21 protein-coding genes are annotated in these 22320 nt (G+C 37.4%); 15 read left to right on the top strand and 6 right to left on the bottom strand.

Going from position 1 to position 22320, the window contains the following annotated elements; translation table 11 throughout:
- Window positions 1–29: 29 nt before the first annotated feature.
- The 5 genes from DEU42_RS13810 to DEU42_RS13785 all read left to right on the top strand — a co-directional run bounded on the left by DEU42_RS13810 (window position 30) and on the right by DEU42_RS13785 (window position 4939).
- Window positions 30–956 carry a hypothetical protein gene (locus DEU42_RS13810; protein ID WP_114758894.1) on the top strand — a complete coding sequence of 309 codons (927 nt, stop codon included), beginning with the start codon at window positions 30–32 and terminating at the stop codon, window positions 954–956.
- Between the two features lie 139 nt (window positions 957–1095).
- Window positions 1096–1899: a hypothetical protein gene (locus DEU42_RS13805; RefSeq protein ID WP_114758893.1), complete on the top strand. Its 804-nt coding sequence runs from the start codon at window positions 1096–1098 to the stop codon at window positions 1897–1899.
- A gap of 96 nt (window positions 1900–1995) precedes the next feature.
- Window positions 1996–2442, top strand: a complete 447-nt coding sequence (locus tag DEU42_RS13800) for a hypothetical protein (RefSeq protein ID WP_114758892.1) — start codon at window positions 1996–1998, stop codon at window positions 2440–2442.
- 282 nt (window positions 2443–2724) lie between these two features.
- On the top strand, window positions 2725–3234 hold the full coding sequence (locus DEU42_RS13790) for an ATP-binding protein (protein WP_114758890.1): 510 nt from the start codon (window positions 2725–2727) through the stop codon (window positions 3232–3234).
- 124 nt (window positions 3235–3358) lie between these two features.
- Window positions 3359–4939 (top strand): GH39 family glycosyl hydrolase, encoded by a 1581-nt coding sequence (locus tag DEU42_RS13785; protein ID WP_199509095.1) that lies wholly within the window; start codon window positions 3359–3361, stop codon window positions 4937–4939.
- A 44-nt stretch (window positions 4940–4983) separates the two neighbouring features.
- Here DEU42_RS13785 and DEU42_RS13780 read toward each other — a convergent pair whose 3' ends face one another.
- Window positions 4984–5508 carry a zinc ribbon domain-containing protein gene (locus DEU42_RS13780; protein WP_114758889.1) on the bottom strand — a complete coding sequence of 175 codons (525 nt, stop codon included), beginning with the start codon at window positions 5506–5508 and terminating at the stop codon, window positions 4984–4986.
- 141 nt (window positions 5509–5649) lie between these two features.
- Between DEU42_RS13780 and DEU42_RS13775 the strand changes: the two genes are divergently transcribed.
- Window positions 5650–5835 (top strand): hypothetical protein, encoded by a 186-nt coding sequence (locus tag DEU42_RS13775; RefSeq protein WP_114758888.1) that lies wholly within the window; start codon window positions 5650–5652, stop codon window positions 5833–5835.
- Window positions 5836–5863: 28 nt separating this feature from the next.
- On the opposite strand, the gene DEU42_RS13770 is transcribed toward DEU42_RS13775, so the two are convergent.
- Window positions 5864–6664, bottom strand: coding sequence for a polysaccharide deacetylase family protein (locus DEU42_RS13770; protein WP_114758887.1), 801 nt, complete (start codon window positions 6662–6664; stop codon window positions 5864–5866).
- A 322-nt stretch (window positions 6665–6986) separates the two neighbouring features.
- Between DEU42_RS13770 and DEU42_RS13765 the strand changes: the two genes are divergently transcribed.
- Window positions 6987–7829: a hypothetical protein gene (locus DEU42_RS13765; RefSeq protein WP_114758886.1), complete on the top strand. Its 843-nt coding sequence runs from the start codon at window positions 6987–6989 to the stop codon at window positions 7827–7829.
- Window positions 7830–7891: 62 nt separating this feature from the next.
- Here the strand turns inward: DEU42_RS13765 and DEU42_RS13760 are convergent, their stop codons facing one another.
- Window positions 7892–9352, bottom strand: coding sequence for a carboxypeptidase-like regulatory domain-containing protein (locus tag DEU42_RS13760; protein ID WP_114758885.1), 1461 nt, complete (start codon window positions 9350–9352; stop codon window positions 7892–7894).
- A 281-nt stretch (window positions 9353–9633) separates the two neighbouring features.
- Between DEU42_RS13760 and DEU42_RS13755 the strand changes: the two genes are divergently transcribed.
- From DEU42_RS13755 to DEU42_RS13725, 7 genes are all read left to right on the top strand, one after another.
- A complete protein-coding gene (locus DEU42_RS13755) occupies window positions 9634–11415 on the top strand; it encodes an AMP-dependent synthetase/ligase (RefSeq protein ID WP_114758884.1) in 1782 nt (593 codons plus the stop codon).
- A 49-nt stretch (window positions 11416–11464) separates the two neighbouring features.
- Window positions 11465–11830: a DUF2750 domain-containing protein gene (locus DEU42_RS13750; RefSeq protein ID WP_114758883.1), complete on the top strand. Its 366-nt coding sequence runs from the start codon at window positions 11465–11467 to the stop codon at window positions 11828–11830.
- On the top strand, window positions 11820–12374 hold the full coding sequence (locus tag DEU42_RS13745; protein ID WP_114758882.1) for an RNA 2'-phosphotransferase: 555 nt from the start codon (window positions 11820–11822) through the stop codon (window positions 12372–12374). The genes DEU42_RS13750 and DEU42_RS13745 overlap by 11 nt, the downstream gene beginning before the upstream one ends.
- A gap of 190 nt (window positions 12375–12564) precedes the next feature.
- Window positions 12565–13020 (top strand): MarR family winged helix-turn-helix transcriptional regulator, encoded by a 456-nt coding sequence (locus DEU42_RS13740; protein WP_114758881.1) that lies wholly within the window; start codon window positions 12565–12567, stop codon window positions 13018–13020.
- Between the two features lie 67 nt (window positions 13021–13087).
- On the top strand, window positions 13088–15478 hold the full coding sequence (locus DEU42_RS13735; protein ID WP_114758880.1) for a 3-hydroxyacyl-CoA dehydrogenase/enoyl-CoA hydratase family protein: 2391 nt from the start codon (window positions 13088–13090) through the stop codon (window positions 15476–15478).
- A gap of 5 nt (window positions 15479–15483) precedes the next feature.
- Complete coding sequence (locus tag DEU42_RS13730; protein ID WP_114758879.1) at window positions 15484–16665, top strand: acetyl-CoA C-acyltransferase; 1182 nt, start codon at window positions 15484–15486, stop codon at window positions 16663–16665.
- 114 nt (window positions 16666–16779) lie between these two features.
- Entirely contained in the window at window positions 16780–18579 is a 1800-nt protein-coding gene (locus DEU42_RS13725; RefSeq protein ID WP_114758878.1) for an acyl-CoA dehydrogenase family protein, read from the top strand.
- A 282-nt stretch (window positions 18580–18861) separates the two neighbouring features.
- Here the strand turns inward: DEU42_RS13725 and DEU42_RS13720 are convergent, their stop codons facing one another.
- From DEU42_RS13720 to DEU42_RS13710, 3 genes are all read right to left on the bottom strand, one after another.
- On the bottom strand, window positions 18862–19023 hold the full coding sequence (locus DEU42_RS13720; RefSeq protein WP_114758877.1) for a lmo0937 family membrane protein: 162 nt from the start codon (window positions 19021–19023) through the stop codon (window positions 18862–18864).
- Window positions 19024–19040: 17 nt separating this feature from the next.
- On the bottom strand, window positions 19041–19640 hold the full coding sequence (locus tag DEU42_RS13715; RefSeq protein ID WP_114758876.1) for a DUF4142 domain-containing protein: 600 nt from the start codon (window positions 19638–19640) through the stop codon (window positions 19041–19043).
- A gap of 110 nt (window positions 19641–19750) precedes the next feature.
- Window positions 19751–20944 (bottom strand): NAD(P)/FAD-dependent oxidoreductase, encoded by a 1194-nt coding sequence (locus DEU42_RS13710; protein ID WP_114758875.1) that lies wholly within the window; start codon window positions 20942–20944, stop codon window positions 19751–19753.
- A gap of 131 nt (window positions 20945–21075) precedes the next feature.
- On the opposite strand from DEU42_RS13710, the gene DEU42_RS13705 reads away from it, so the two are divergent.
- Entirely contained in the window at window positions 21076–22278 is a 1203-nt protein-coding gene (locus DEU42_RS13705) for an LETM1-related biofilm-associated protein (protein ID WP_114758874.1), read from the top strand.
- Window positions 22279–22320 lie beyond the last annotated feature (42 nt).

The raw sequence follows: 22320 nt of genomic DNA, 5'->3' as shown, positions 1-22320 counted from the left end.
ACAACATTAACCATCCAATCCGACATTAAATGAAGTATTTAATCAAAACTACCAATAGTATTTGGAATAATCCTTTAGGAGTATACGATTTAAAAAGAGACTTATTATTATATGACAAAGTGGGCATGCTTAACTATAATACTTTATTACAAAGTCTACATGAGTATAAACAATATCCATATCCATTAAATGCATTAAACGAATTAGAGTTTTTAATTGACAGAGGCTTTTTTGTTGAACTAAAGGATTTAGCCATTCCTTTAGCCTCCAAAGGTACTATTGAAATACTTGAAGATGATTTAGAAATAGCCGATCACACTATGAAATTGGTAACTCAAATAAATGAAGAGAAAAATATTGAGAAAAGAAATAAATTATGGTATATGCATGATGAGTTAAATACTAGACTGTGGTGCAGCATTGTAAACTCCAACAATGAAGATGTATTTACAGTACCTTCCTTAAAAGATTATTCAAGTTTTGAGATTCAAAGTAGCACTAAACAAAAAGCTTATAATATAATTCATCGATTAATACCTCTCCCTGATAATGAAACACCTTGGGAAAAAATTTTCGAGTTTAAGGAAGACTCACAAAGTGTATTAAAATTATTAGCCTTAAAAAATTGGATAAATGATTTACCGGATAATATAAAGAAAAATGAGCTAGCAGATAAAATTCACTATTTAGTCAGTGAATATACTGAAAGTTTAAAAAGACATAAAATTCATACTCGATTATCAACGTTCAAAACAATTGTCAATAGTGTTCCAACAGCACTTACAGAAATAGTTCGTTTAAAATTTGACAAAGCAGTAGAGGCTTTTTTTAGTATTGCTGAACAACAAGTAAATTTTAACGATTATAAGGAAAGATCTGAATTAAAGGGAAATGAATTGGCATATATCTCTCATGTAAATATACGATTTAAAAAAAACAGCAAGAAGAAAAAATAACCCTGCCAGCATTAGTAAACGCACGTTACCCAGATGGCACGGATTTGCAATCCGTGACCACATAACACATACACTCCGCATCAATACAAGATACTTTTGTAAGATAATTTGTTATATTTGAAAACAAATAAACTTAACCATGAAGCTAGTATCGAGTATAGCGATCCTTCTATTTACTTTTATATCATCTGCCCAGAGCAAAACATTTCTTGATTACAGAAATGAATCATCGCCCACTTATCCCGGCTGCGAAAATTCAGAAAACAAATCTGAGTGTTACACTTTAAAGATAAGCGAAGTAATTGTTGGAAAAATAAACGAATACAATAAAACACATTCTATAGCATCTGACAAAATTCAAATAAATATTACCATAGGCAGCAAGGAAGATGGAAGTTCAGTATTAACCAGTTTAAAGACTGTAGACACCACCATTGAAAATTTGGTTAGGGAAGCAATTAAAGGTCTTCCAAATATTGCACCGATAACTACACCTAATGGAACACCTGCGAGTTCTTCAGCAGGATTTGTGATCACTCTACAAAAGAACAAAGACAATAATTTTGTCTTGGTAATACCTCCAAGCAATACTAACAAATGGAAAAGCGAACCACACCCATTTCCAATGAAGATTGAGAATGCTCATTTTAAGGAATGTCCAATGGAAGACAAATTTGTGACCGTATGTTTTCAGGAGCATTTCATAAAATGGCTTATTGATGAAATGGGAGATAAATTTGATGACTTTAAAGGCATAAAAGCCAAAATAAGAATCGCGGTTGATGAAAAAGGAAAAGTTACGACCAAAAAAATAGATACTGATTCAAACGAGCTTAAAACTGCAATTGAAAATGCATTCAAAAATTTCCCTCAAATGGAGCCAGGTGCCGTAAATGGAAAAATTTCAGGAATGATTTATGATATCATGCCGATTACTTTTTAGATATAGTAAAGGTAGTTTTCTAATCTGTGCTATAAAAAATCCTATAGAGATACGGGGCGTTTTTGTTTTATATTTGTCTCCTGTTAAAATTATTCAATGGTCCGTTTTACCGATATCCTTATTCATCTCCTTTGTATTTTTATACTATTCGCAGGTACCATAATTATAATCGTTCTTGACACTCCTTATCTTTTCTTTATACCATTTATTATAGTTATTGCGCTCAAAATATATTTTGAAAGAAAAAAGAAGATACTACCTTACGTAAAAGATGATTTTGCTGAATTAGGTTATGAGTTGCTTTCGGAAAGACCTTTAAAATTTTCAGAAACTAAAACGACTATGCGGTTATATACCGGTGTAAAAATTAACGACATACCTATTGAAAGATATGGCTATCTAAAAAAGATTACGCGTGTGTTTACAGCCAAAGATAAAGATGGCATTATACATGAACTGCAGGCTACTGTTACTAAAGAATGGAACGGATCAAATTCGATAGAAATCAAAACCGATAAGATTATATCAAATGAAAACTCTTAAACATATAGCATTAATCCTGTTTAATCTTATAATACCCTGTTTACTACCTATACTATTGGTAATCGTTTGCTTTTTTGTTTATGGCTCCGGAGCATCAGGATCTGATAAATTAGAAGAAGAAATATACATCTGGACAGGCGCATATGTTATTGTTGGTTTGTTACATTTATTTCTTGTATATAAATTCTTGAGATTCATTTCTAAAAAGCAGAAAATTCTGTTTACTGCAGTTTTGTCTTTACTGTATTTTTATTTCGCTTTTAATTACATGAAGTAAAACCTATGAAAATAGCCATTACAGGAGCACACGGAGTAGGAAAAACAACTTTGGCTGAAAAACTACTGGAACATCTTCCTGTGTATGATTTAAGGCCTGAACCCTATTATGAGTTGCAAGAATTAGGCTATGAATTCTCCGAAACTCCAAACACTGATGACTTTGCCGAGCAACTCAACTATTCTATAAAGCAGATTACAGCTAGTAGTGATAATGTGATTTTTGACCGATGCCCTGTTGATATTATGGCCTACTTAGAAGCCCTAAACGGGATTCACTACATCAATACTATGTATGATAAGGCTGAAAGTGCTATGGAAGATATTGATCTTATCATATTTGTCCCGATAGAGGAACCGGATATTATCACATATCAAAAATCAGATTACCCTGAACTGAGGGATGCAGTAAATGAAATCCTCAAAGAGTCCGTTTATGATTTTGGTATTGAAGTCATAGAAGTCAAAGGAAGTCTGGATCAAAGGGTCCGTCAAGTACGGGCTAAAATATCGTAGCATATTTTTAATTATCAATTCCAATAAAATTTCACTCTTAAAATTTTAATTCCGTAAAAAATTACAATCTATTTAAAAACTTTCTTATTTTTGAAACTTATAGTCATTTTAACCATAAGTAAATATGAGTTTCAAAATCTTTCAATTATCTCTTAAATCAATACTTTACTATTTAATGTTAGGCGTTTCGCTGAATGCTGTAGGGCAAACCCGCGAAATAAAAATAAACGTGAATGAAACGTCGGGAAACCTGAACACCATGTACAAAGAGTGTATAGGTGCCGGACGTGCTAACGAAGGCCTTCGTGCCGACTGGCAGCAACAGCTGGCTTACGTAAAAAAGGAATGTGATTTCAAATATATCCGTATGCACGGCCTGTTGACAGACGACATGGCGGTGTACAAAGAAGATAAAAACGGTAAGCCGGAATATAACTATATGTATATCGATGCGCTGTTTGATTATTTACTGAGCATTGATGTTAAGCCATTTGTCGAACTGGGTTTCATGCCTTCGCAACTTGCCAGTGGTTCTAAAACAATATTTTGGTGGAGAGGTAATGTTACACCTCCTAAAGATTATGATAAATGGCAAGCCCTGATATACAATCTTACCAAACACTGGACGGAACGTTATGGTAACGAAGAAGTTAAGTCATGGTATTTTGAAGTGTGGAACGAACCTAACCTTGACGGATTTTGGGCAGGCACTCAGGAAGAATATTTTAAGCTTTACAACTATGCTGTAAAAGGGATTAAAGCCGTAAACAAAGATTATAAAGTTGGCGGACCCGCAACTGCCGGAGCTGCCTGGATTCCCGAAATGATTGCTTATTGCAGTACAAACAATGTGCCTATCGATTTTGCAAGTACACATTCTTATGGTGTGAAACAGGGCTTTCTTGATGAATTTGGAAATTCAGGTACTGTTTTAAGCAAAGATGAAATGGCAGTGAGCGGTGACATCATTAATTCGCGAAAGCAGATTGCTACAAGTTCACACCCTAACCTCGAACTACATTATACAGAATGGAGTGCTTCTTACACTCCTTCTGACCCAATTCATGACAGCTATCATGAAGCTGCCTACATACTCGAAAAAATAAAACAGGTAGGCAAAGATGCTAACTCAATGTCTTACTGGGTATTTACAGATATTTTTGAAGAAGCCGGGCCGCGTTTTACTCCTTTCCACGGCGGATTTGGTTTGGTTACGATTCAGGGTATAAATAAGCCAGCGTTCTACTCGTATCAGTTTATGAATAAACTTGGTAAAACTGAACTGAAGAACAACGACAACAGATCCTGGGCTTCTACTGATGGTAAAGGCAATGTTCAGTTACTATTTTGGGATTTTACCAATACCCATCCCGGAGATTCGGTGAATAACCAGAACTATTATATTAAAGATCTACCTGCAAAACCTAAGGGAAAAACAAACGTTTCTGTAAACGGATTGGCTAAAGGCAACTACAAAATGAATGTTTATAAAGTAGGTTATAAAGTTAATGATGCACACACCGACTATATAGCTATGGGCAGGCCTGATGAGCTGACAAAGGCTCAGGTTAAAGAACTAAAAGATAAGAATAATGGTGCTCCAATACTTACTGAAAATATTACTATCAAGAAAGATGGCACTTTTACCAAAGTTTTCGACCTAAGAGAAAACGACGTCTACTTTGTTGAACTTGTAAAGATCTAAAAACAAAACGCCCCGTTGTAATGCGGGGCGTTCTGTTTTGGATATTAGGATAAAAGCCTTCTGTTGTTTGGCAACCAATACATAATAAGAAATATAATGTAAACAAAGGTTACTATAACCGCACTGATCATCATTATTGACGATCCCGATATCATACCATTGTCAGGCATTAATGCATTCATATAACCTGACATTAATACTGCAGTATATATCTGAATAGCAATTAATGCTATTTGTGCCAATGTGTACAGATAAAGCCCCTTCAGTTTCTTTCTTAGCATTAGTATTCCGGCTGTCAGCTTTGCTATAGCTACAGCTAAACCTGAATATCCAATGACTTTCATTCCGTCAATTGGTAAACGTGAATCTTTAATAAGTGAAACAGTACCTGATATTATACTGAACACAGCCACTACTATAGTTATACCACACAATACCTTAAGGAAGGTGTCATTATACTTTGGCTTTGAATCAAATTCTTCAAAACCTACTGTTTGAGGTGTATTACAGGCATAGCAGTAAGTCGCATCATTGGCCAGCATATTACCACAGTGTTTACATTGTTTCATTATAATTGTTTTTAGTTAGTATGGTAAAAATAGAATTTCCCTTTTAATAACGAAAATATTCTTACAGGCAAATATTCTTATACAATTAACCTAAACATATTTAGTGTAAATTCGCCATCGAAATTTACTAACCCAAAAAAAATGAAACTAAAAACACTACCAGGAATTATTATGCTTATAGCCTTATCCCTTACAATGGCTAATTGCAAAACTACTGTTCACACGCACAAGACGACTCAAAAAACAAAAGTACCACCGGGAAAAGCTAAAAAAGCTGCCGGAGCAAAAAGCGCAAAAGCATATACTCCCGGACACAATAAACATTAAGATCAAAAGCCTGCAAATGCAGGCTTTTCTAGTTTTGTTTTTCCCTGATATATTTTGCTACATCTACCATTGTAGCTACCCATATTTCTTTTTCTCTTTTCTTAAGGTATTCTAGTAATTTAGTGTGTTCTTCTTCGCTAACATTCAGCGGATGCTCTCCTCCTACTCCGTGAAACAGGAATACAATAAAGGATCCCTTTCTTTCGGCTTCTTCAATCTCAGTAATCATTTGTGCTACCGTAGTATCTGACTGTCCAAATGCAGTTATATCATTCAGGTTTACATCCTGTAACTTGACATAGTTAGAATTTACACCACGAGCCCCTGCAAAATCATCTTTAACCAAATCATAGAAATAGGTATCACCGATATTCATATCCCCACAGGGAAAAGCAAAAGTGCGTTCTTTTTTTCCGTCTATGGCATACAATAGCGCATTGGTAGCTTTAATCTCATTTACGGCTCTGTTTACTGTATATGTAGACAGGTCAGCCTCAGCCGGCACCCATTCCCTGCCGGTCATTGAACCATCACAAGGATGATTAAAGGTGTGATTGCCCAGTTCGTGTCCCTTTTTAGCTGCTTTTCGCCAATCATCTATCCTGTTTACTACATTTGGAGAACTACCAATCAGGTAAAACGTACCTTTCAGATTGTATTTATCAAGCATAGGAATAACTTTATCAAGATGAATATTAAGTGCATCATCATAAGTTAAAACAACGGCACATTTCTTTCCATTCCAATTTTTTGTTTGTTGGGCATTTACTGCACAAAAAAGAAATAGAGCTATACTAGCGAATAAATGTTTAAAATTTTTAAAAAGCATATAACAGTATTAGATTTTAAAAGTAAATAATTTAAAAAATTAATGCTGATATTATTTGCTCAAAGTCAAATTGTAAATATCAAACAAACCACCAAATATCTATTATTTAGTAAAATTCATACGACAGAAATTTAAAATTTAAGTATCTGTTATTAAGAGAAATCCTTAAATTTGCAACGTTATTACTCTAATGCCGACAACTCCCTTATTGAATAATTTTTCTGCAAATTATTTGATAGTCAGCTTGCCCCATATTCATTTCTGTAATGACAGAAAATAATTTTTTAATACATCAATCAAAATCGTGAAACAACCGCTTTTAATGGTTGTACTATCTTTTTGTATTTTTTCACAGTACACCTTTGCCCAGGAAGTGGCAACAGAACCTGAAAAATACACCGCACACAACAAAGGGAAGTTCTTCTTTTACTGGGGAGGAAACCGCGAAACTTACACAAAATCCGACCTGCATTTTAAAGGCGATGGCTACAACTTTACTGTTCAGGATGCCGTTGCTGATGACAAACCCAAAGGATGGCATATTGATTACATCAATCCCGGGAAAATGACCATCCCACAAACAAACCTTAAAGTAGGCTATTTTATTTCAGACCATTACAATATTTCAATAGGTGTAGACCACATGAAATATGTAATGAGAACCGGACAGACAGCCAATATAAATGGTACTATCAATTTACCCGAAAGTCATCCCGGACACGTGTATAACGGAACTTACAACAATAATCCCACTGAACTTGCCGAAGATTTCCTTGATTTTGAGCATACTGACGGTCTAAACTACATCAATGCAGAATTTGCACGTGTTGACGATATTTCTAAACTATTTCGAATAGGAAATACTGACAAATTTCAGGTAAATATTACCGAAGGCGTAGGTGGTGGTATATTGTATCCAAGAACAAACGCAAAAGTACTGGGAATGCCGCGAAATGATGAATTTCATGTTGCGGGTTATGGTTTCTCTGCCAAAGCCGGATTAAATCTTACTTTCTTCAAACACTTCTTTGTAACAGGTGAACTTAAAGGTGGGTATATTGATATGTATGATGTTCGTACTACTCATGACGGACCGGACAGAGCGCATCATCATTTTGGTTTTCTTCAAAGAATAATTGCTGTTGGTGGTATCTTTAGAGTATAACAAAACATATTATAAACAAAACGCCCCGCATTACCGCGAGGCGTTTTGTTATTATGCCATTTTTAATTATAGTTCTTGATCGCTTCAACCGGCGCCAGAATATTGTAATCTTTCCATATTGCCGGATCATATTTTGAAATGTAATTAATGTCGTATTTTTCAGTTTCGGTCACGGTTCCAAACTGAGCACCGCTTAAAGACTCATTATTAATTATAAATAACTCCTCGGTAGACTGTTGATCAATCTCGGCTAAAATATCAATCTTAAGCATCTTATCTTCCTCATTCTTATCCACTTTGTTTTTAGTAAGCTTCATAGGACGATTCATGTACATATAATTGTTCTTTTGCTCTTTAACAAAGTTTACAGCATACTGACCCTTTTCATTTTTAGCAAAAGTTGTGTTTACCTTTAAACGGTCCTCTACTATTTTTACCCCTAAAATCAATTTTAAATTTAACTTATTGGAAGTCTTTCCATCAACAAGGTTGTATTGCATTTTTACCACAGCAAAATCCTCTGCATTTACATAAATTTTTCCATAGTAACGCGCAGAACTTTTTAGAGGTTTAAAGTCTATGATATAAACCGTTGCATCGTCAATAGGTGCATAACCCTCAATTGTATAGGTATAACGCTTAAATTCAGTTAGAAAATCAAGTTCATCATTTTCATAAAATCTATTAAGCGTATTAGCCAGCGATTTAACCCTGTTTTTAAGAGATGAAGTCTTGACGTCTTCCTTTTTATCTTTTGAAAGATCGCTAACCTTCATTGAATCATCAACTGTAAACCAACCGCTGACAACTTTATAAGTAGCACTTGGATCAATATGTTTTTTTAGAACCTCCATTATTTTTTTGGTCTGCCCTCCTGAAACATCCTTTTCCTTATTCTTCAATTCTACAGCTTTTTCAACTACAAGTTTTGAGGATTTATCCTGTTGGTATAAATAGCCATATGATTCTGAAAAATCCTGAGAACGTTTCCCTTTTGATTTTTCCATTGCTGTTTGAATATCTTTATTCAGGTCTTTTAAAGTTGACTTATTAATCAATGATGATTTAACCAGTTCAAACTCACTATTGATTAGCTTATTATCGTTAGAAGATCTAAGAAAGAAGGTTTGCTTTGTAGGTCCTGATGCATAATTTTTTGGTGCATTTTTTATGACTTCCGTAAGTATCTGGGTTGCAGATATTTTTTTCACTACCACCTCGTCAAGTTCATTTATCTGGATAGGCATAGTATAAGTACCTCCCGTAAAATCAGATACGGCTACGGCAATGGTTTTATACCCTATGGAAGAAAATACTACCTTATCAGCAGTACCTTTTTTAGATAAGTCAATAGTAAAGGCCCCTTCGGCATTACTCACTACGCCATATTCCGGCCCAAGCTGGATCGAAACATACTCAATGGGCTGCTGTTGTTCATCAACAACCTTAGCGGTAACAATTTGTGCTGTTCCATTAAGGGTAAATAGCAACAGGGTTAAAAAGGGATAGATTATTGTTTTCATAAAAATGGTTTGTATTGGTGATTTTATAGTAAAACGATTGGGTTTGCTTTTTGTAACAGCTTATTTAAAAACAATGCACGCATAGCATTATCATACACAAATTTGGATGCTTAAAAATACATCTTATCCCGACATTTTAACACAGTTATGGATAAATTCGCATTAAAAAAGATGATTATGAGAGTATTATAATTTTATTAATTTATTTTTCAATAATTTGTAACTTTAGCTGTAGATATATATTTTTTTCATAATTTGCAGGAACAAACATCAAATAACGTATGACTACTATAACACGCCTGTTCGATTTTCCTTACTATCAACTGGAGAAATACAACCTGCCGGATGCGCTGGTTACCAAGTATGGCAATGAGTGGGTAAAAACCTCAACTCAGGAATATATCGATAAAGCAAATGCCTTTTCTCGTGGATTGCTTCGCCTTGGCGTAAAAAAAAATGATAAAATAGCTGTTATTTCGTCTAATAACAGAACCGAATGGCATGTAGCCGATATTGGCATTCTACAGACGGGTGCGCAAAATGTACCTATCTATCCTACTATCAGTGAAGAAGACATTGAGTATATCCTTAACCATTCAGAATCGATTTACTGTATCGTATCGGATGAGGAGCTTTACAAAAAAATAACTTCGGTAAAAAATAATGTTCCTAATCTAAAAGAGATTTATTCTTTTAATGATGTAAAAGGTTGTAAAAGCTGGAACGAAATACTTGACCTTGGTAAAGATGAATCTAACCAAAACGAAGTAAATACTATTAAAGACGCTATTACAGAAGACGAACTTGCTACGGTTATATATACCTCCGGTACTACAGGCCGACCTAAAGGCGTAATGCTTTCACACAAGAACATCGTTTCTGACGTACTGATGAGCGGGGAAAGAGTTCCGTTTGAAGCGGGGAAAAGCAGGGCTTTAAGTTTTCTCCCTATTTGTCACATCTATGAGCGTATGATATTGTATCTATACCAATACTATGGTGTATCTACTTATTTCGCTGAATCGATAGAAAAGGTAAGCGACAACATTAAAGAAGCCCAGCCTTATGTAATTACTGCTGTACCAAGGCTTCTTGAAAAAGTATACGACAAGATCATTGCGAAAGGAACAGAATTAACAGGCATTAAACGTAAACTATTCTTTTGGGCTGTTGAAGTTGGCCTCCAATATGAGCCCTATGGTGTGAATGGTGCATGGTACGGCTTCAAGTTATGGCTTGCCCGTAAACTGATTTTCTCTAAATGGAAAGCAGGACTTGGAGGCAATCTGTCGCTTATGGTATCAGGAAGTGCTGCTATTCAGCCAAGGCTTGCCAGGGTATTTGCTGCTGCAGAAATCCCGGTTATGGAGGGATACGGACTTACCGAGACTTCTCCAGTTATTGCAGTAAACGATCAACGTAACAACGGATTCAAAATAGGCACTGTGGGTAAACCCCTTAAAGGCGTTGAAGTTAAAATAGCTGAAGATGGCGAGATACTTTGTAAAGGACCTAACGTAATGATGGGTTACCTTAACGCGCCGGATAAAACTGCCGAAGTAATGACCGACGGTTATTTCCACACGGGTGACATTGGTATTATTGATGCAGATGGCTTCCTGAAGATTACAGACAGAAAAAAAGAGATGTTCAAAACATCGGGCGGAAAATACATTGCACCTCAGCTTTTAGAGAATGCCATGAAACAATCGCGCTTTATTGAGCAAATCATGGTTGTAGGTGATGGCGAGAAAATGCCGGGTGCATTCATTCAGCCTGACTTTGAATTTGTAAAGCAATGGGCTTCCCGTAAAGGCCTTTCCCTTGGCAGCAACGAAGATATTGCCAACAACAAAGAAGTCCATGACAGGATACAGGAAGAGGTAAACGAAATCAATAAGAAATTCGGACACTGGGAACAGATCAAGAAATTTGAGATCACCCCGGAAATATGGAGCGTTGATGGTGGCGAACTTACCCCTACCCTAAAATTGAAACGTAAAGCCGTTAAAGAAAAATACCAAAAACTGTACGATAAAATATATGACGGTTCATCTAAATAATATGAAACTCCTCAGTAAAACGGGGAGTTTTTTATTTTAATTTTACCTCATGATTAATGCCATACTGGCCTCAGACCGTTATAAGCACTTCCTCCAAACCATCATAAGAAACAATGAACTTTGGACGCTTATAGATAATGAGGGTAATTTTGCCTTGTTTGAAGTAAATAATGCTATCGTCTTTTCACTATGGCCGGATGATGCATCCATTGAAAGCAATCTTACTCCCGACTGGGCAGATTATATTCCTTTTAAAATTGACTTCAATGCTCTTGAAGAAACTGTATTACCAATAATAAGGCTGAATAATTACATTATCAATATTTATCCTGTTGAAGGCAGGATTGGATATGTAGTATCACTTAATGATTTTATTACCGACCTTAACACCAATTTAAAAGACAATGCTATCTGATAAAGAAACAACACACATCAGCAAATTCCTTAGTCTTGTATTGAGACATAAGCCTGAAACCATTGGCATCACATTAAATGAGAACGGCTGGACTTCTGTAGCTCTCCTTTTAGAAAAAATGAATCATGAAGGAAAAGTCATTGATTTGGATATACTCAAATTCATTGTTGAAACTAATACCAAAAAACGTTTTGCTTTTAATGAAGATTTTTCTCAAATCAGAGCCAGCCAGGGACATTCATTAAATATCGAATTAGGTTATGAACCCAAACAACCGCCGGCATTATTATTTCACGGCACTGCTGTTCAAAATGTAGCAGCAATTCTGGAACATGGACTTATAAAAGGAAAACGCCATCATGTACATTTAAGCACAAGCACAGACACGGCAAAAAATGTTGGTAGCCGCTATGGTAAACCGGTATTACTTGATATACAGGCTGGACAAATGCATAAAGACGGATATAAGTTTTTTATATCTGAAAACAATGTATGGCTTACCGACAATGTACCTGCTCATTATATTACAGTTATTGAAGATTAGTAACGAAATGCATAAACTCATTCCGAACTCTCCGCTGTGGAGAGTTTTTTATTGCCATATTCTTCAAAATAAATTCATATATTTACTAGTATCACATAAAAAAGACTGACGTTTTTAATTAACTATAAAAATTTATAAATTTAATATGCGTGCATAATAAATTTTTTGTACATTTGAAAAACAATAACCTATGAAAGACAAAACAATAGACTACGTACTGAGGGCAACATGGCAGGCAGTTTCAAGAATGTATAACGAAGAAGCCTCAAAATATGGCGCCAGCATGTCGGTCGGGTTTGCGTTGCTTTCCATAGATAAAGAGAACGGAATTCCATCTACAGCCTTAGGACCGCAGATGGGAATGGAGCCTACAAGCCTTACCCGAACTCTTAAATCAATGGAAGATAAAGGCCTAATAGTACGAAAGAAAAATCCGGTAGATGGTCGCGGTGTACTGATACACCTAACCAAACTGGGTAAAGAAAAAAGAGAGCTTTCGCGCGATAGGGTACTTAAATTCAATGAAGTGATCAAGCAGCACGTATCTCAGGAGAAACTGGACAACTTTATGGAAGTAGCGGAAATTATAAATGAGCTGATATCAGAGAAACTGATATTTACTCCTGAAAATGAACCAACTGAATAACAAATAAACGTGGACGTTTGGACTATAGCCGGGCATCCGCCTTAAAAACTATAAAAAGACAAAATAAATGAAACGCACTATTAAAAAGGCGGCCGTAATAGGCTCCGGCGTAATGGGATCGGCAATTGCCTGTCATTTCGCAAATATAGGTGTTGAAGTGCTTTTGCTGGATATTCCGCCAAGAGAACTTACCGAAGCTGAACAAAAAAAGGGGCTTACGCTGGAAAGCAAAGCCGTAAGAAACAGGATAGTTAACGATCACCTTGCTAACTCCCTGAAATCAAAACCCTCTCCTATTTACCACCAAAAGTTTGCCGACAGGATCAAAACAGGTAATACAGAGGATGACATGGCAAAAATTGCCGAAGCCGACTGGATTATTGAAGTTGTTGTAGAACGACTTGACATTAAACAAAAAGTGTTTGAACAGGTAGAAAAATACCGCAAGCCGGGAACACTTATTACATCGAATACTTCGGGTATTCCAATCCAGTTTATGAGCGAGGGCCGCAGTGAAGATTTTCAGAAACACTTCTGCGGAACACACTTCTTTAACCCTCCTCGTTACCTAAAACTTTTCGAAATCATACCGGGTCCGCAAACTTCTCAGGAAGTACTGGATTTCTTAAATAATTATGGCGAGCAATTCCTTGGTAAGACATCGGTTGTAGCCAAAGATACTCCTGCGTTCATTGGTAACCGTATTGGTATCTATGGTATCATGAGCCTTTTCCATCAGGTAAAGGAAATGGGCCTTACCGTTGAAGAAGTTGATAAACTTACTGGTCCGGTTATCGGCCGACCTAAGTCCGCTACCTTCCGTACGGTTGATGTAGTAGGTCTTGATACGCTGGTACACGTTGCCAACGGTATCTATGAGAACTGCCCTAATGATGAAGTTCACGAATTGTTTAAGCTTCCTGCTTTCATCGACACCATGATGAACAACAAATGGCTGGGAAGTAAAACAGGACAGGGCTTCTATAAAAAAGTAGATAAAGATATCCTTACCCTTGATCTTGATACTTTAGAGTACCGCTCAGGCAAAAAAGCGTCTTTTGCGACCCTTGAACTTACTAAAACTATAGAAAAGCCTATAGACCGCTTTAAAGTGCTTATTAAAGCTACTGACAAAGCTGGCGAATTCTACCGTAAGAACTTTGCAGGTACATTCTCTTATGTATCAAACCGTGTTCCGGAAATTACAGACGATCTATACAAAATAGATGATGCCATGAAAGCCGGTTTTGGCTGGGAAAATGGTCCGTTTGAGATTTGGGATGCAGTAGGTGTTGAAAAAGGACTTAAGCTTATTCAGGCTGAAGGGCTTACTGTTGCTCCTTGGGTTAACGAAATGCTGGCAAGCGGAAACACAAGTTTCTATACTATCAAAGACGGAGCTACTTATTACTATGATATAGCTTCTAAATCACAGAAAAAAGTGCCGGGTCAGGATGCGTTCATTATTTTGAATAACATTCGCGAAAGCAAAAAAATATGGAGCAACAGCGAATCTATCATCCAGGATCTGGGCGATGGAATCATCAATCTGGAGTTCCGCTCTAAAATGAATACTATTGGTGGAGGTGTGCTTCAGGGCATTAACAAAGCCATAGACCTTGCCGAAAAAGAATATGACGGACTTGTTATAGGCAACCAGGCGGCCAACTTCTCTGTTGGTGCTAACATCGGAATGATCTTTATGATGGCCGTTGAGCAGGAATATGATGAGCTTAACATGGCTATCAAAATGTTCCAGGACACCATGATGCGTGTACGCTACTCTTCTACTCCGGTAGTTGTAGCCCCTCATGGCATGACCCTTGGTGGTGGCTGCGAAATGAGCATGCATGCCGATAAGGTTGTTGCTGCGGCTGAAACCTACATCGGACTTGTGGAATTCGGTGTTGGGGTTATCCCTGGCGGTGGAGGTTCTAAAGAGATGGCGCTAAGAGCATCTGACCTTTTCCGTAAGAATGATGTGGAACTGAATACCCTTCAGGAGCACTTCCTTACGGTAGCTATGGCTAAAGTATCTACCTCAGCTTATGAAGCGTTTGACCTTGGTATCCTTCAAAAAGGTAAAGATATAGTTGTAGTAAACAAAGACAGGCAGATTGCTGAAGCTAAAAAGCACGCTAAGCTTTTAGCTGAAGCAGGTTATACTGCCCCTATTCGCAGAAAAGATGTAAAAGTACTGGGTAAACAGGCACTGGGTATGTTCTTAGTAGGAACTGACAGTATGGAAGCCGGGCATTACATCTCTGAACACGACAAGAAAATTGCCAACAAACTGGCTTATGTAATGGCAGGTGGTGACCTTTCTGAACCTACACTGGTTACTGAGCAATATCTTCTTGATCTTGAAAGAGAAGCATTCCTTTCTCTATGTGGCGAAAGGAAAACTCTTGAAAGAATTCAGTTTATGTTAACCAAAGGTAAGCCTTTAAGAAACTAAGAGAAATGAAAACAGCATATATAGTTAAGGCCTATCGTACTGCGGTAGGAAAAGCTCCAAAGGGAGTATTTAGGTTCAAGCGACCTGACGAACTGGCCGCTGAAACCATACAGTTCATGATGAATGAGCTGCCTGATTTCGACAAAACCCGTATTGATGACGTAATGGTAGGTAATGCAATGCCCGAAGCTGAACAGGGACTTAACGTAGCCCGTCTTATTTCCCTAATGGGACTTAAGGTAAATGATGTTCCGGGAGTTACTGTAAACCGTTATTGTGCATCAGGACTGGAGACTATTGCTATGGCAACTGCCAAAATACAGTCAGGCATGGCCGATTGTATCATTGCTGGTGGTGCAGAAAGCATGAGTTATATACCAATGGGTGGTTACAAGCCGGTTCCGGATTATAAAGCTGCCAAAGACGGCCACGAAGATTACTACTGGGGAATGGGACTTACAGCTGAAGCTGTTGCAAAACAGTTTAATGTAAGCCGTGAAGACCAGGATCAATTTGGTTTTAATTCGCACCAAAAAGCGATTAAAGCCCAGGCAGAAGGTAAATTCGACAAACAGATCGTGCCTATCACTGTTGAGCAAACATACATTGATGAGAACGGCAAAAAAGCCACAAAATCATATACCGTAACGAAAGACGAAGGTCCAAGAGCTGATACTTCAGTAGAAGCATTATCCAAACTACGACCAGTATTTGCTGCCGACGGTAGCGTTACCGCAGGTACCTCATCGCAAATGAGTGATGGTGCTGCCTTTGTAATGGTGATGTCTGAAGAAATGGTAAAAGAACTTAACCTTGAGCCAATAGCACGCATGGTAAGCTATGCTGCAGCCGGAGTTGAGCCAAGAATCATGGGTATCGGTCCGGTAAAAGCTATTCCGAAAGCCCTTCAAATGGCAGGACTTCAATTAAACGATATAGAGCTTTTCGAACTTAATGAGGCTTTCGCTTCACAGTCATTAGCTGTCATCCGTGAATTAGGCATTAACCCTGACATCGTAAATGTAAACGGTGGTGCTATTGCCCTTGGTCACCCACTGGGATGTACCGGAGCAAAACTTTCGGTTCAGCTATTTGATGAAATGAAACGCAGAGGCAACAAATATGGTGTAGTAACCATGTGTGTGGGTACCGGACAGGGAGCTGCGGGTGTATACGAGATTCTATAGCCCCCTAACCCCCAAAAGGGGAATTAGAGAGCTTTAAATATATATATAACTATTAACAACTAAAACCCTGTTACCCCTACAGGAGTTCCCCCTTTGGGGGTTAGGGGGCTGATTATGGCAGATGTAGCAAATTTAGCACGTGGAGGTCAGTTTTTGGTTACTGAAACCAAAAGCGAAGACATCTTCACACCGGAAGATTTTTCGGAAGAGCAGATAATGATGCGTGACACGGTTAAGGAATTTGTTGACCGTGAGATATGGCCTAATAAAGACCGTTTTGAGAAAAAAGATTATGCGCTAACTGAAGAAAGCATGCGTAAAGCCGGCGAGCTTGGTTTCCTTGGTGTAGCTGTACCTGAAGAGTATGGCGGACTTGGGATGGGCTTCGTATCTACCATGCTGGTATGTGATTACATCTCAGGTGCTACAGGATCGTTCTCTACAGCTTTCGGAGCACATACAGGTATCGGTACTATGCCTATTACCCTTTATGGTACTGAAGAACAAAAACTTAAATACGTTCCAAAATTGGCTTCTGGAGAATGGTTTGGAGCTTACTGTCTTACTGAACCGGGTGCAGGATCTGATGCTAATTCAGGTAAGACTAAAGCCGTGCTTTCTGAAGATGGTACGCACTATAAAATCACAGGACAAAAAATGTGGATATCAAATGCAGGCTTCTGCAGCGTATTCGTAGTATTTGCCAGAATTGAAGACGATAAGAATATTACAGGTTTCATCGTAGAGAATGATCCGTCAAACGGAATCTCTCTTGGTGAAGAAGAACATAAACTTGGTATTCGCGCTTCTTCTACCCGCCAGGTTTTCTTTAACGAGACCAAAGTACCGGTAGAGAACATGCTATCAGAAAGAGGTAATGGATTCAAGATTGCCATGAATGCGCTTAACGTAGGCCGTATTAAACTTGCTGCCGCCTGTCTTGATGCACAAAGAAGAACTATATCTGGTGCAGCAAAATATGCAAACGAGCGTATTCAATTTAACACTCCTATTGCAAGTTTTGGCGCTATCCGCTCAAAACTGGCTGAAATGGCTACCAGTGTATACGCAGGAGAAAGTGCTTCTTACAGGGCAGCTAAAAACATCCAGGATCGTATTGAGGCACGTGTTGCCAATGGCGAATCGCATCAGGATGCTGAACTTAAAGGTGTAGAGGAATTTGCAATTGAATGTTCTATCCTTAAGGTGGCTGTTTCTGAAGACGTGCAAAACTGTACGGATGAAGGTATCCAGATTTTTGGTGGTATGGGCTTCTCTGAAGACACCCCAATGGAAAGCGCATGGAGAGATGCTAGGATTGCACGTATCTATGAAGGTACCAATGAGATCAACCGTATGTTATCAGTAGGTATGCTCGTTAAGAAAGCAATGAAAGGCCATGTTGACCTATTAGGACCTGCTATGAAGGTAGCTGAGGAACTTATGGGAATACCATCATTTGAAACTCCTGATTACTCAGAACTATTTGCTGAAGAAAAAGAAATGATTGCTAAGCTGAAAAAAGCATTCCTTATGGTTGCAGGTTCAGCTGTTCAGAAATATGGACCTGCCCTTGATGAACATCAGCAATTGCTAATGGCAGCCTCAGATATCCTTATCGAGATATACATGGCTGAATCTGTTATCCTCCGTACTGAGAAACTTGCTAAAAAACAAGGAGCAGACAATGTAAAAGAACAAATAGCTATGGCTCAGCTATATCTTTACAAAGCTGTTGACATCGTAAACATTAAAGGCAAAGAAGGTATTGCTTCTTTCTCTGAAGGTGACGAGCAACGCATGATGATGATGGGACTTAAGCGTTATACAAAATACAACAATATGCCTAATGTAGTGGCTTTAAGAGAAACCATTGCGGCAAAAATTGTAAGCGAAGGTGCTTACCCTTATTAACAATTTCAGTTTTTAGTTTGTTTAACCCTGCTCCGGCAGGGTTTTGTTTTAAACCGATTTTATAAAATCACTGCACGATTTCGTATCGCATTATTCAATAAGACAGGCTATTTTTGATTAAATGGGTTATATATTCATTTACTACAAGCCTTTCTTTTTAACAGCAAGTATTAATGGGGGCATGATACTTGTTGAAAAGCCTGCTTAATATGAGCAGGCTTTTTTACAAATAAAAAACCCGCAATACTTTTTTGCATTACGGGTTACATCCTGGCGTATAAATTAGTCTAATGGTGGTCTGCTTCTTATCAGATTGATTGCAATCATTACTATTGCCACTACAAGTAACAGGTGTATGAGAGCACTTGCGGTATGATAAGCAAAGCTTCCCAATGCCCAAACAATGATCAATACAACGGCGATTATATACAATAGATTTTTCATAGCATTATATTTTAAGGCTATTTAATAGCATCAACTTTCTCTTTCGTTAATTTGGCATGTTCCAAATGTGTCCTTAATGCAGGAAGCAAATTAGCGGCCCACATTCTCACACTGGCTTCTTTTGCCTTTTCTGAGGCTTTCTCCATCTTCTCGATCATTTTTTCATGACCTTCTACCATTTTGTCGGCATAAGCTTTATCAAAATCATGACCGTTCTTATCATTTAGCTCTTTATAAGCCTCCTGCCCTTTTTCAGTTAAAGATGCCGGTAATGATACATTCATTTTTGTCGCAGCAGCTTTCAGTTCTTCTAAAGACTTAGTATGTGCATCAACCATCATTTTACCCAATGCTTTTACATCATTGTTGGTACTTTTAGTCAACGCCAGCTTACCAAGCTCAATTTCTTTCATGTCTACTTCAGCAGCAGCTACAAGATAATCAGAATCTTCCTCTTTTGCCTCATTCACGTCATCAAATTTTGCCTCGTTTTCATCTTCGGCAACTTCTTTAGTATCTTCTTGTTTTGATTCATTCTTACACGATTGTACTCCAAGAGATAATAGTAAAACAGCAGCTCCCAGAGCCGTTTTTGCAAATAACGATGTCTTTTTCATAATAGGTTAGTTTTGTATTATTAAATGTTTCTATTACGAAAGTAGTACTTATAAAAAAGCCTTGCTGTTAGCGTTATCACAATAAGTGTTAGCGAAATACTAAAACATAACTAACGGTCAAAGTTAAATAGCTCAAGGTCTTTATTGGGTTTACCAAGAATTAAGTCGGTTATTATTTCAGCAGCAATAAGACTGAAAGTAATACCATTTCCGCCAAATCCCAGAGCAAAATAGCTGTTTGGCAATTTGTCATAGGGGCCAATATAGGGTAATCCATCTTTCGTTGTACCAAAAGTACCGGCCCACGAAAATTCCGGCTTAAATTTCAGATGCGGAAAAAGCTTATTCACATCAGCGGCCAGCTGTTTTGTTTTCTTATTGATGAGTTTATCCCTTTTGGCAGGATTGCTAAAATTTTCATCCCTACCCCCTACCAGTACGCGATTATCCGGTGTAGTACGCAGGTATAGATACGGATTTGCTGTATTCCAAATCAAGACATCATCTTTCCAAAAGTCACGTTCGTTATATTGTTCGCTCACTACAGCATAAGTAGATAACAAATCGACTATTTTCTTGTCGATAAAATCAACAACCTCATATCCTGTTGCATATACAAGTTTCTTAGCTTTTAGTGTATATCCTGATTCTGTTTTAAGGACAACGCCCTGTTTTGAATGTTTAATATCTGTTATCTCGGTGCGGTCATAAATATCATTATCATATTTATGCTGAAGAAGACAATGTGTCAACATATAAGCATTAGTTTGTGCTGCCTGATCAGATAAAATTGCACCATAGCCCTTAAAACCAAATTCTTTTTCCAGTTCATCGGCTTCGAGATAACGTACTTTAAATCCGGCATCCTTTCGGGTTTCATATTCTTTCTTAAGCCATGAAACATCTTTTTTAAATGTAGCGTAATAAAGACTTTTCTTCTTCTCAAAATATTTCACCCCTCTGTTTTTAGTTATCTTACCTAGCTTATCAATAGCCTCTCCGCATAATTTATAAGCCCTTTCAGCTTTTTCCTTTCCTATCATTTCTGTAAGTCTATACAAAGGAACGTCAATTTCATATTGGAGCAATGACGTACTGGCACTGGTACTGCCAAGCCCAATAGTCCGTGCATCCACGGTAACACAATTTATTCCGGCATTAATAAGATGGTAACGGACCAACGCGCCTGATATACCTGCACCAATAATTACAACTTCGGTTTCAATATCATGATCAAGCTTTGGAAAAGTAAATGGAAGTCCATCTTTAATGAGCCAAAAAGGGTAACCTGCTTTTAATGTCATAGTTAAAGTGTTTTATTATAAAGTTATCGCTTTTAGTCAATGTTAATTTAACCGGAAATAAAATATAGGATTTATTTAACTGTTGCCAAGTGAGTTAAAAATTGCATAGTTTTGCAGTATAATTTTTTAAAATGATAAACCCCTCTGCAAGTGGCTGGATTGACAAGTTTTTTGCACAGCTAAAGAACAAGCTTCCTGTTTATGCTAACTCCCACGATTTTTACAGATCGGTAAGGGATTCCGGGTTTATATACGGCCATGTCGTGTCTTTCAGCAATATTGATTCTAAAGAAACTAAAGGCTGGATTACAGAAGAACTTACCAAAGTTGCCCTTCTGAATACTCTTTACGACGTTTACAGACTGGTTGAAAAAAATGATGACCATAAAAGCTTCATCGAAAAAGCTATCCCTTTCTACAAAGAAATGACTCCTGAAGGTTTTGATTTCTTTAAAAAAGTGTTACCTGCTTCTTCTCAAAGCCACCAATTGGAAGAGATATTGGATGAGCGCATCAAGACCAACGATAATATTATCAGCCGTAACTTTTCGCATATCCTTACCAATGCGCTTCTCTTTATGGATGTACTGGCTTTTCGCCAATATCTTATCAACGAAGAGATACCACAAAAGTATCTGAGAAAGCTGGAAGAAACTGTAATGAGCATTGTTGCTCTTGCTCTAAAAACTAAAGACAAGAGATCGGAATATGATGAGCTTTTAATAAAATTATTTGAGTCCTCTGTTCGCTATACCAAGTTCTCAAAAATAAATACCGAAGAGCTTGATAAACTAGAGCTTGATTATTTCGCATCGAAACCGGAAAAGAATTATCTGCTCGATATGGCCGGCATGGCGATATGGAGTGATGGTAAAGCCCAGGAAACCGAAATTGATTTTCTTTTCAAACTTGCAGCCCAAATGGGCATGAGTGAAAATATTGCTACCGAAAGTATCGCCGCATTTGACATATTCATTAAAAATAACCGAAAAGAGATACCTTTCTTCAGGTATTCTAATCCTGTCAAACATTTTTATGATCATGCATCACAATCAGTAATATTGCTGATAAACCGCAATAAAAACCGACTTATCAAAGAGCTTTCAAACAATGGTGAACTGATGCTGTTACTTACGCATTCCACACATCGTAGCCTTGACGAAAGGGAAAAGAAAAAAATTAAGAAGCAGTTATTAGAAATATGTAAAACAGTACCGTCCCTTACAATATTCTTACTGCCGGGAGGAAGTTTACTGTTGCCCTTACTTATTAAATTCATACCCCAGTTACTGCCAACGGTTTTCAATGAAAATCTTGAAAATGATACCGAATAAAAAAAGCCATCGCTAACGCAGATGGCTTTTTGCTATGAACAA

Source organism: Flavobacterium sp. AG291, assembly GCF_003350375.1.
GTDB classification, from domain to species: Bacteria; Bacteroidota; Bacteroidia; order Flavobacteriales; family Flavobacteriaceae; genus Flavobacterium; species Flavobacterium suzhouense.
The sequence above is the reverse complement of the archived record's forward strand: the minus strand, read 5'-3'. Positions and strand labels throughout refer to the sequence as shown.

Bases quoted from the DNA above. Each gene is read 5' to 3' on its own strand.
- DEU42_RS13705 (WP_114758874.1), top strand. From the start codon at position 21,076: ATGATAAACCCCTCTGCAAGTGGCTGGATTGACAAGTTTTTTGCACAG.
- DEU42_RS13810 (WP_114758894.1), top strand. From the start codon at position 30: ATGAAGTATTTAATCAAAACTACCAATAGTATTTGGAATAATCCTTTA.
- DEU42_RS13765 (WP_114758886.1), top strand. From the start codon at position 6,987: ATGGTTGTACTATCTTTTTGTATTTTTTCACAGTACACCTTTGCCCAG.
- DEU42_RS13785 (WP_199509095.1), top strand. From the start codon at position 3,359: ATGAGTTTCAAAATCTTTCAATTATCTCTTAAATCAATACTTTACTAT.
- DEU42_RS13750 (WP_114758883.1), top strand. From the start codon at position 11,465: ATGATTAATGCCATACTGGCCTCAGACCGTTATAAGCACTTCCTCCAA.
- DEU42_RS13805 (WP_114758893.1), top strand. From the start codon at position 1,096: ATGAAGCTAGTATCGAGTATAGCGATCCTTCTATTTACTTTTATATCA.
- DEU42_RS13755 (WP_114758884.1), top strand. From the start codon at position 9,634: ATGACTACTATAACACGCCTGTTCGATTTTCCTTACTATCAACTGGAG.
- DEU42_RS13735 (WP_114758880.1), top strand. From the start codon at position 13,088: ATGAAACGCACTATTAAAAAGGCGGCCGTAATAGGCTCCGGCGTAATG.
- DEU42_RS13740 (WP_114758881.1), top strand. From the start codon at position 12,565: ATGAAAGACAAAACAATAGACTACGTACTGAGGGCAACATGGCAGGCA.
- DEU42_RS13760 (WP_114758885.1), bottom strand. From the start codon at position 9,352: ATGAAAACAATAATCTATCCCTTTTTAACCCTGTTGCTATTTACCCTT.
- DEU42_RS13710 (WP_114758875.1), bottom strand. From the start codon at position 20,944: ATGACATTAAAAGCAGGTTACCCTTTTTGGCTCATTAAAGATGGACTT.
- DEU42_RS13790 (WP_114758890.1), top strand. From the start codon at position 2,725: ATGAAAATAGCCATTACAGGAGCACACGGAGTAGGAAAAACAACTTTG.
- DEU42_RS13730 (WP_114758879.1), top strand. From the start codon at position 15,484: ATGAAAACAGCATATATAGTTAAGGCCTATCGTACTGCGGTAGGAAAA.
- DEU42_RS13800 (WP_114758892.1), top strand. From the start codon at position 1,996: ATGGTCCGTTTTACCGATATCCTTATTCATCTCCTTTGTATTTTTATA.
- DEU42_RS13725 (WP_114758878.1), top strand. From the start codon at position 16,780: ATGGCAGATGTAGCAAATTTAGCACGTGGAGGTCAGTTTTTGGTTACT.
- DEU42_RS13770 (WP_114758887.1), bottom strand. From the start codon at position 6,664: ATGCTTTTTAAAAATTTTAAACATTTATTCGCTAGTATAGCTCTATTT.
- DEU42_RS13715 (WP_114758876.1), bottom strand. From the start codon at position 19,640: ATGAAAAAGACATCGTTATTTGCAAAAACGGCTCTGGGAGCTGCTGTT.
- DEU42_RS13745 (WP_114758882.1), top strand. From the start codon at position 11,820: ATGCTATCTGATAAAGAAACAACACACATCAGCAAATTCCTTAGTCTT.
- DEU42_RS13775 (WP_114758888.1), top strand. From the start codon at position 5,650: ATGAAACTAAAAACACTACCAGGAATTATTATGCTTATAGCCTTATCC.
- DEU42_RS13720 (WP_114758877.1), bottom strand. From the start codon at position 19,023: ATGAAAAATCTATTGTATATAATCGCCGTTGTATTGATCATTGTTTGG.
- DEU42_RS13780 (WP_114758889.1), bottom strand. From the start codon at position 5,508: ATGAAACAATGTAAACACTGTGGTAATATGCTGGCCAATGATGCGACT.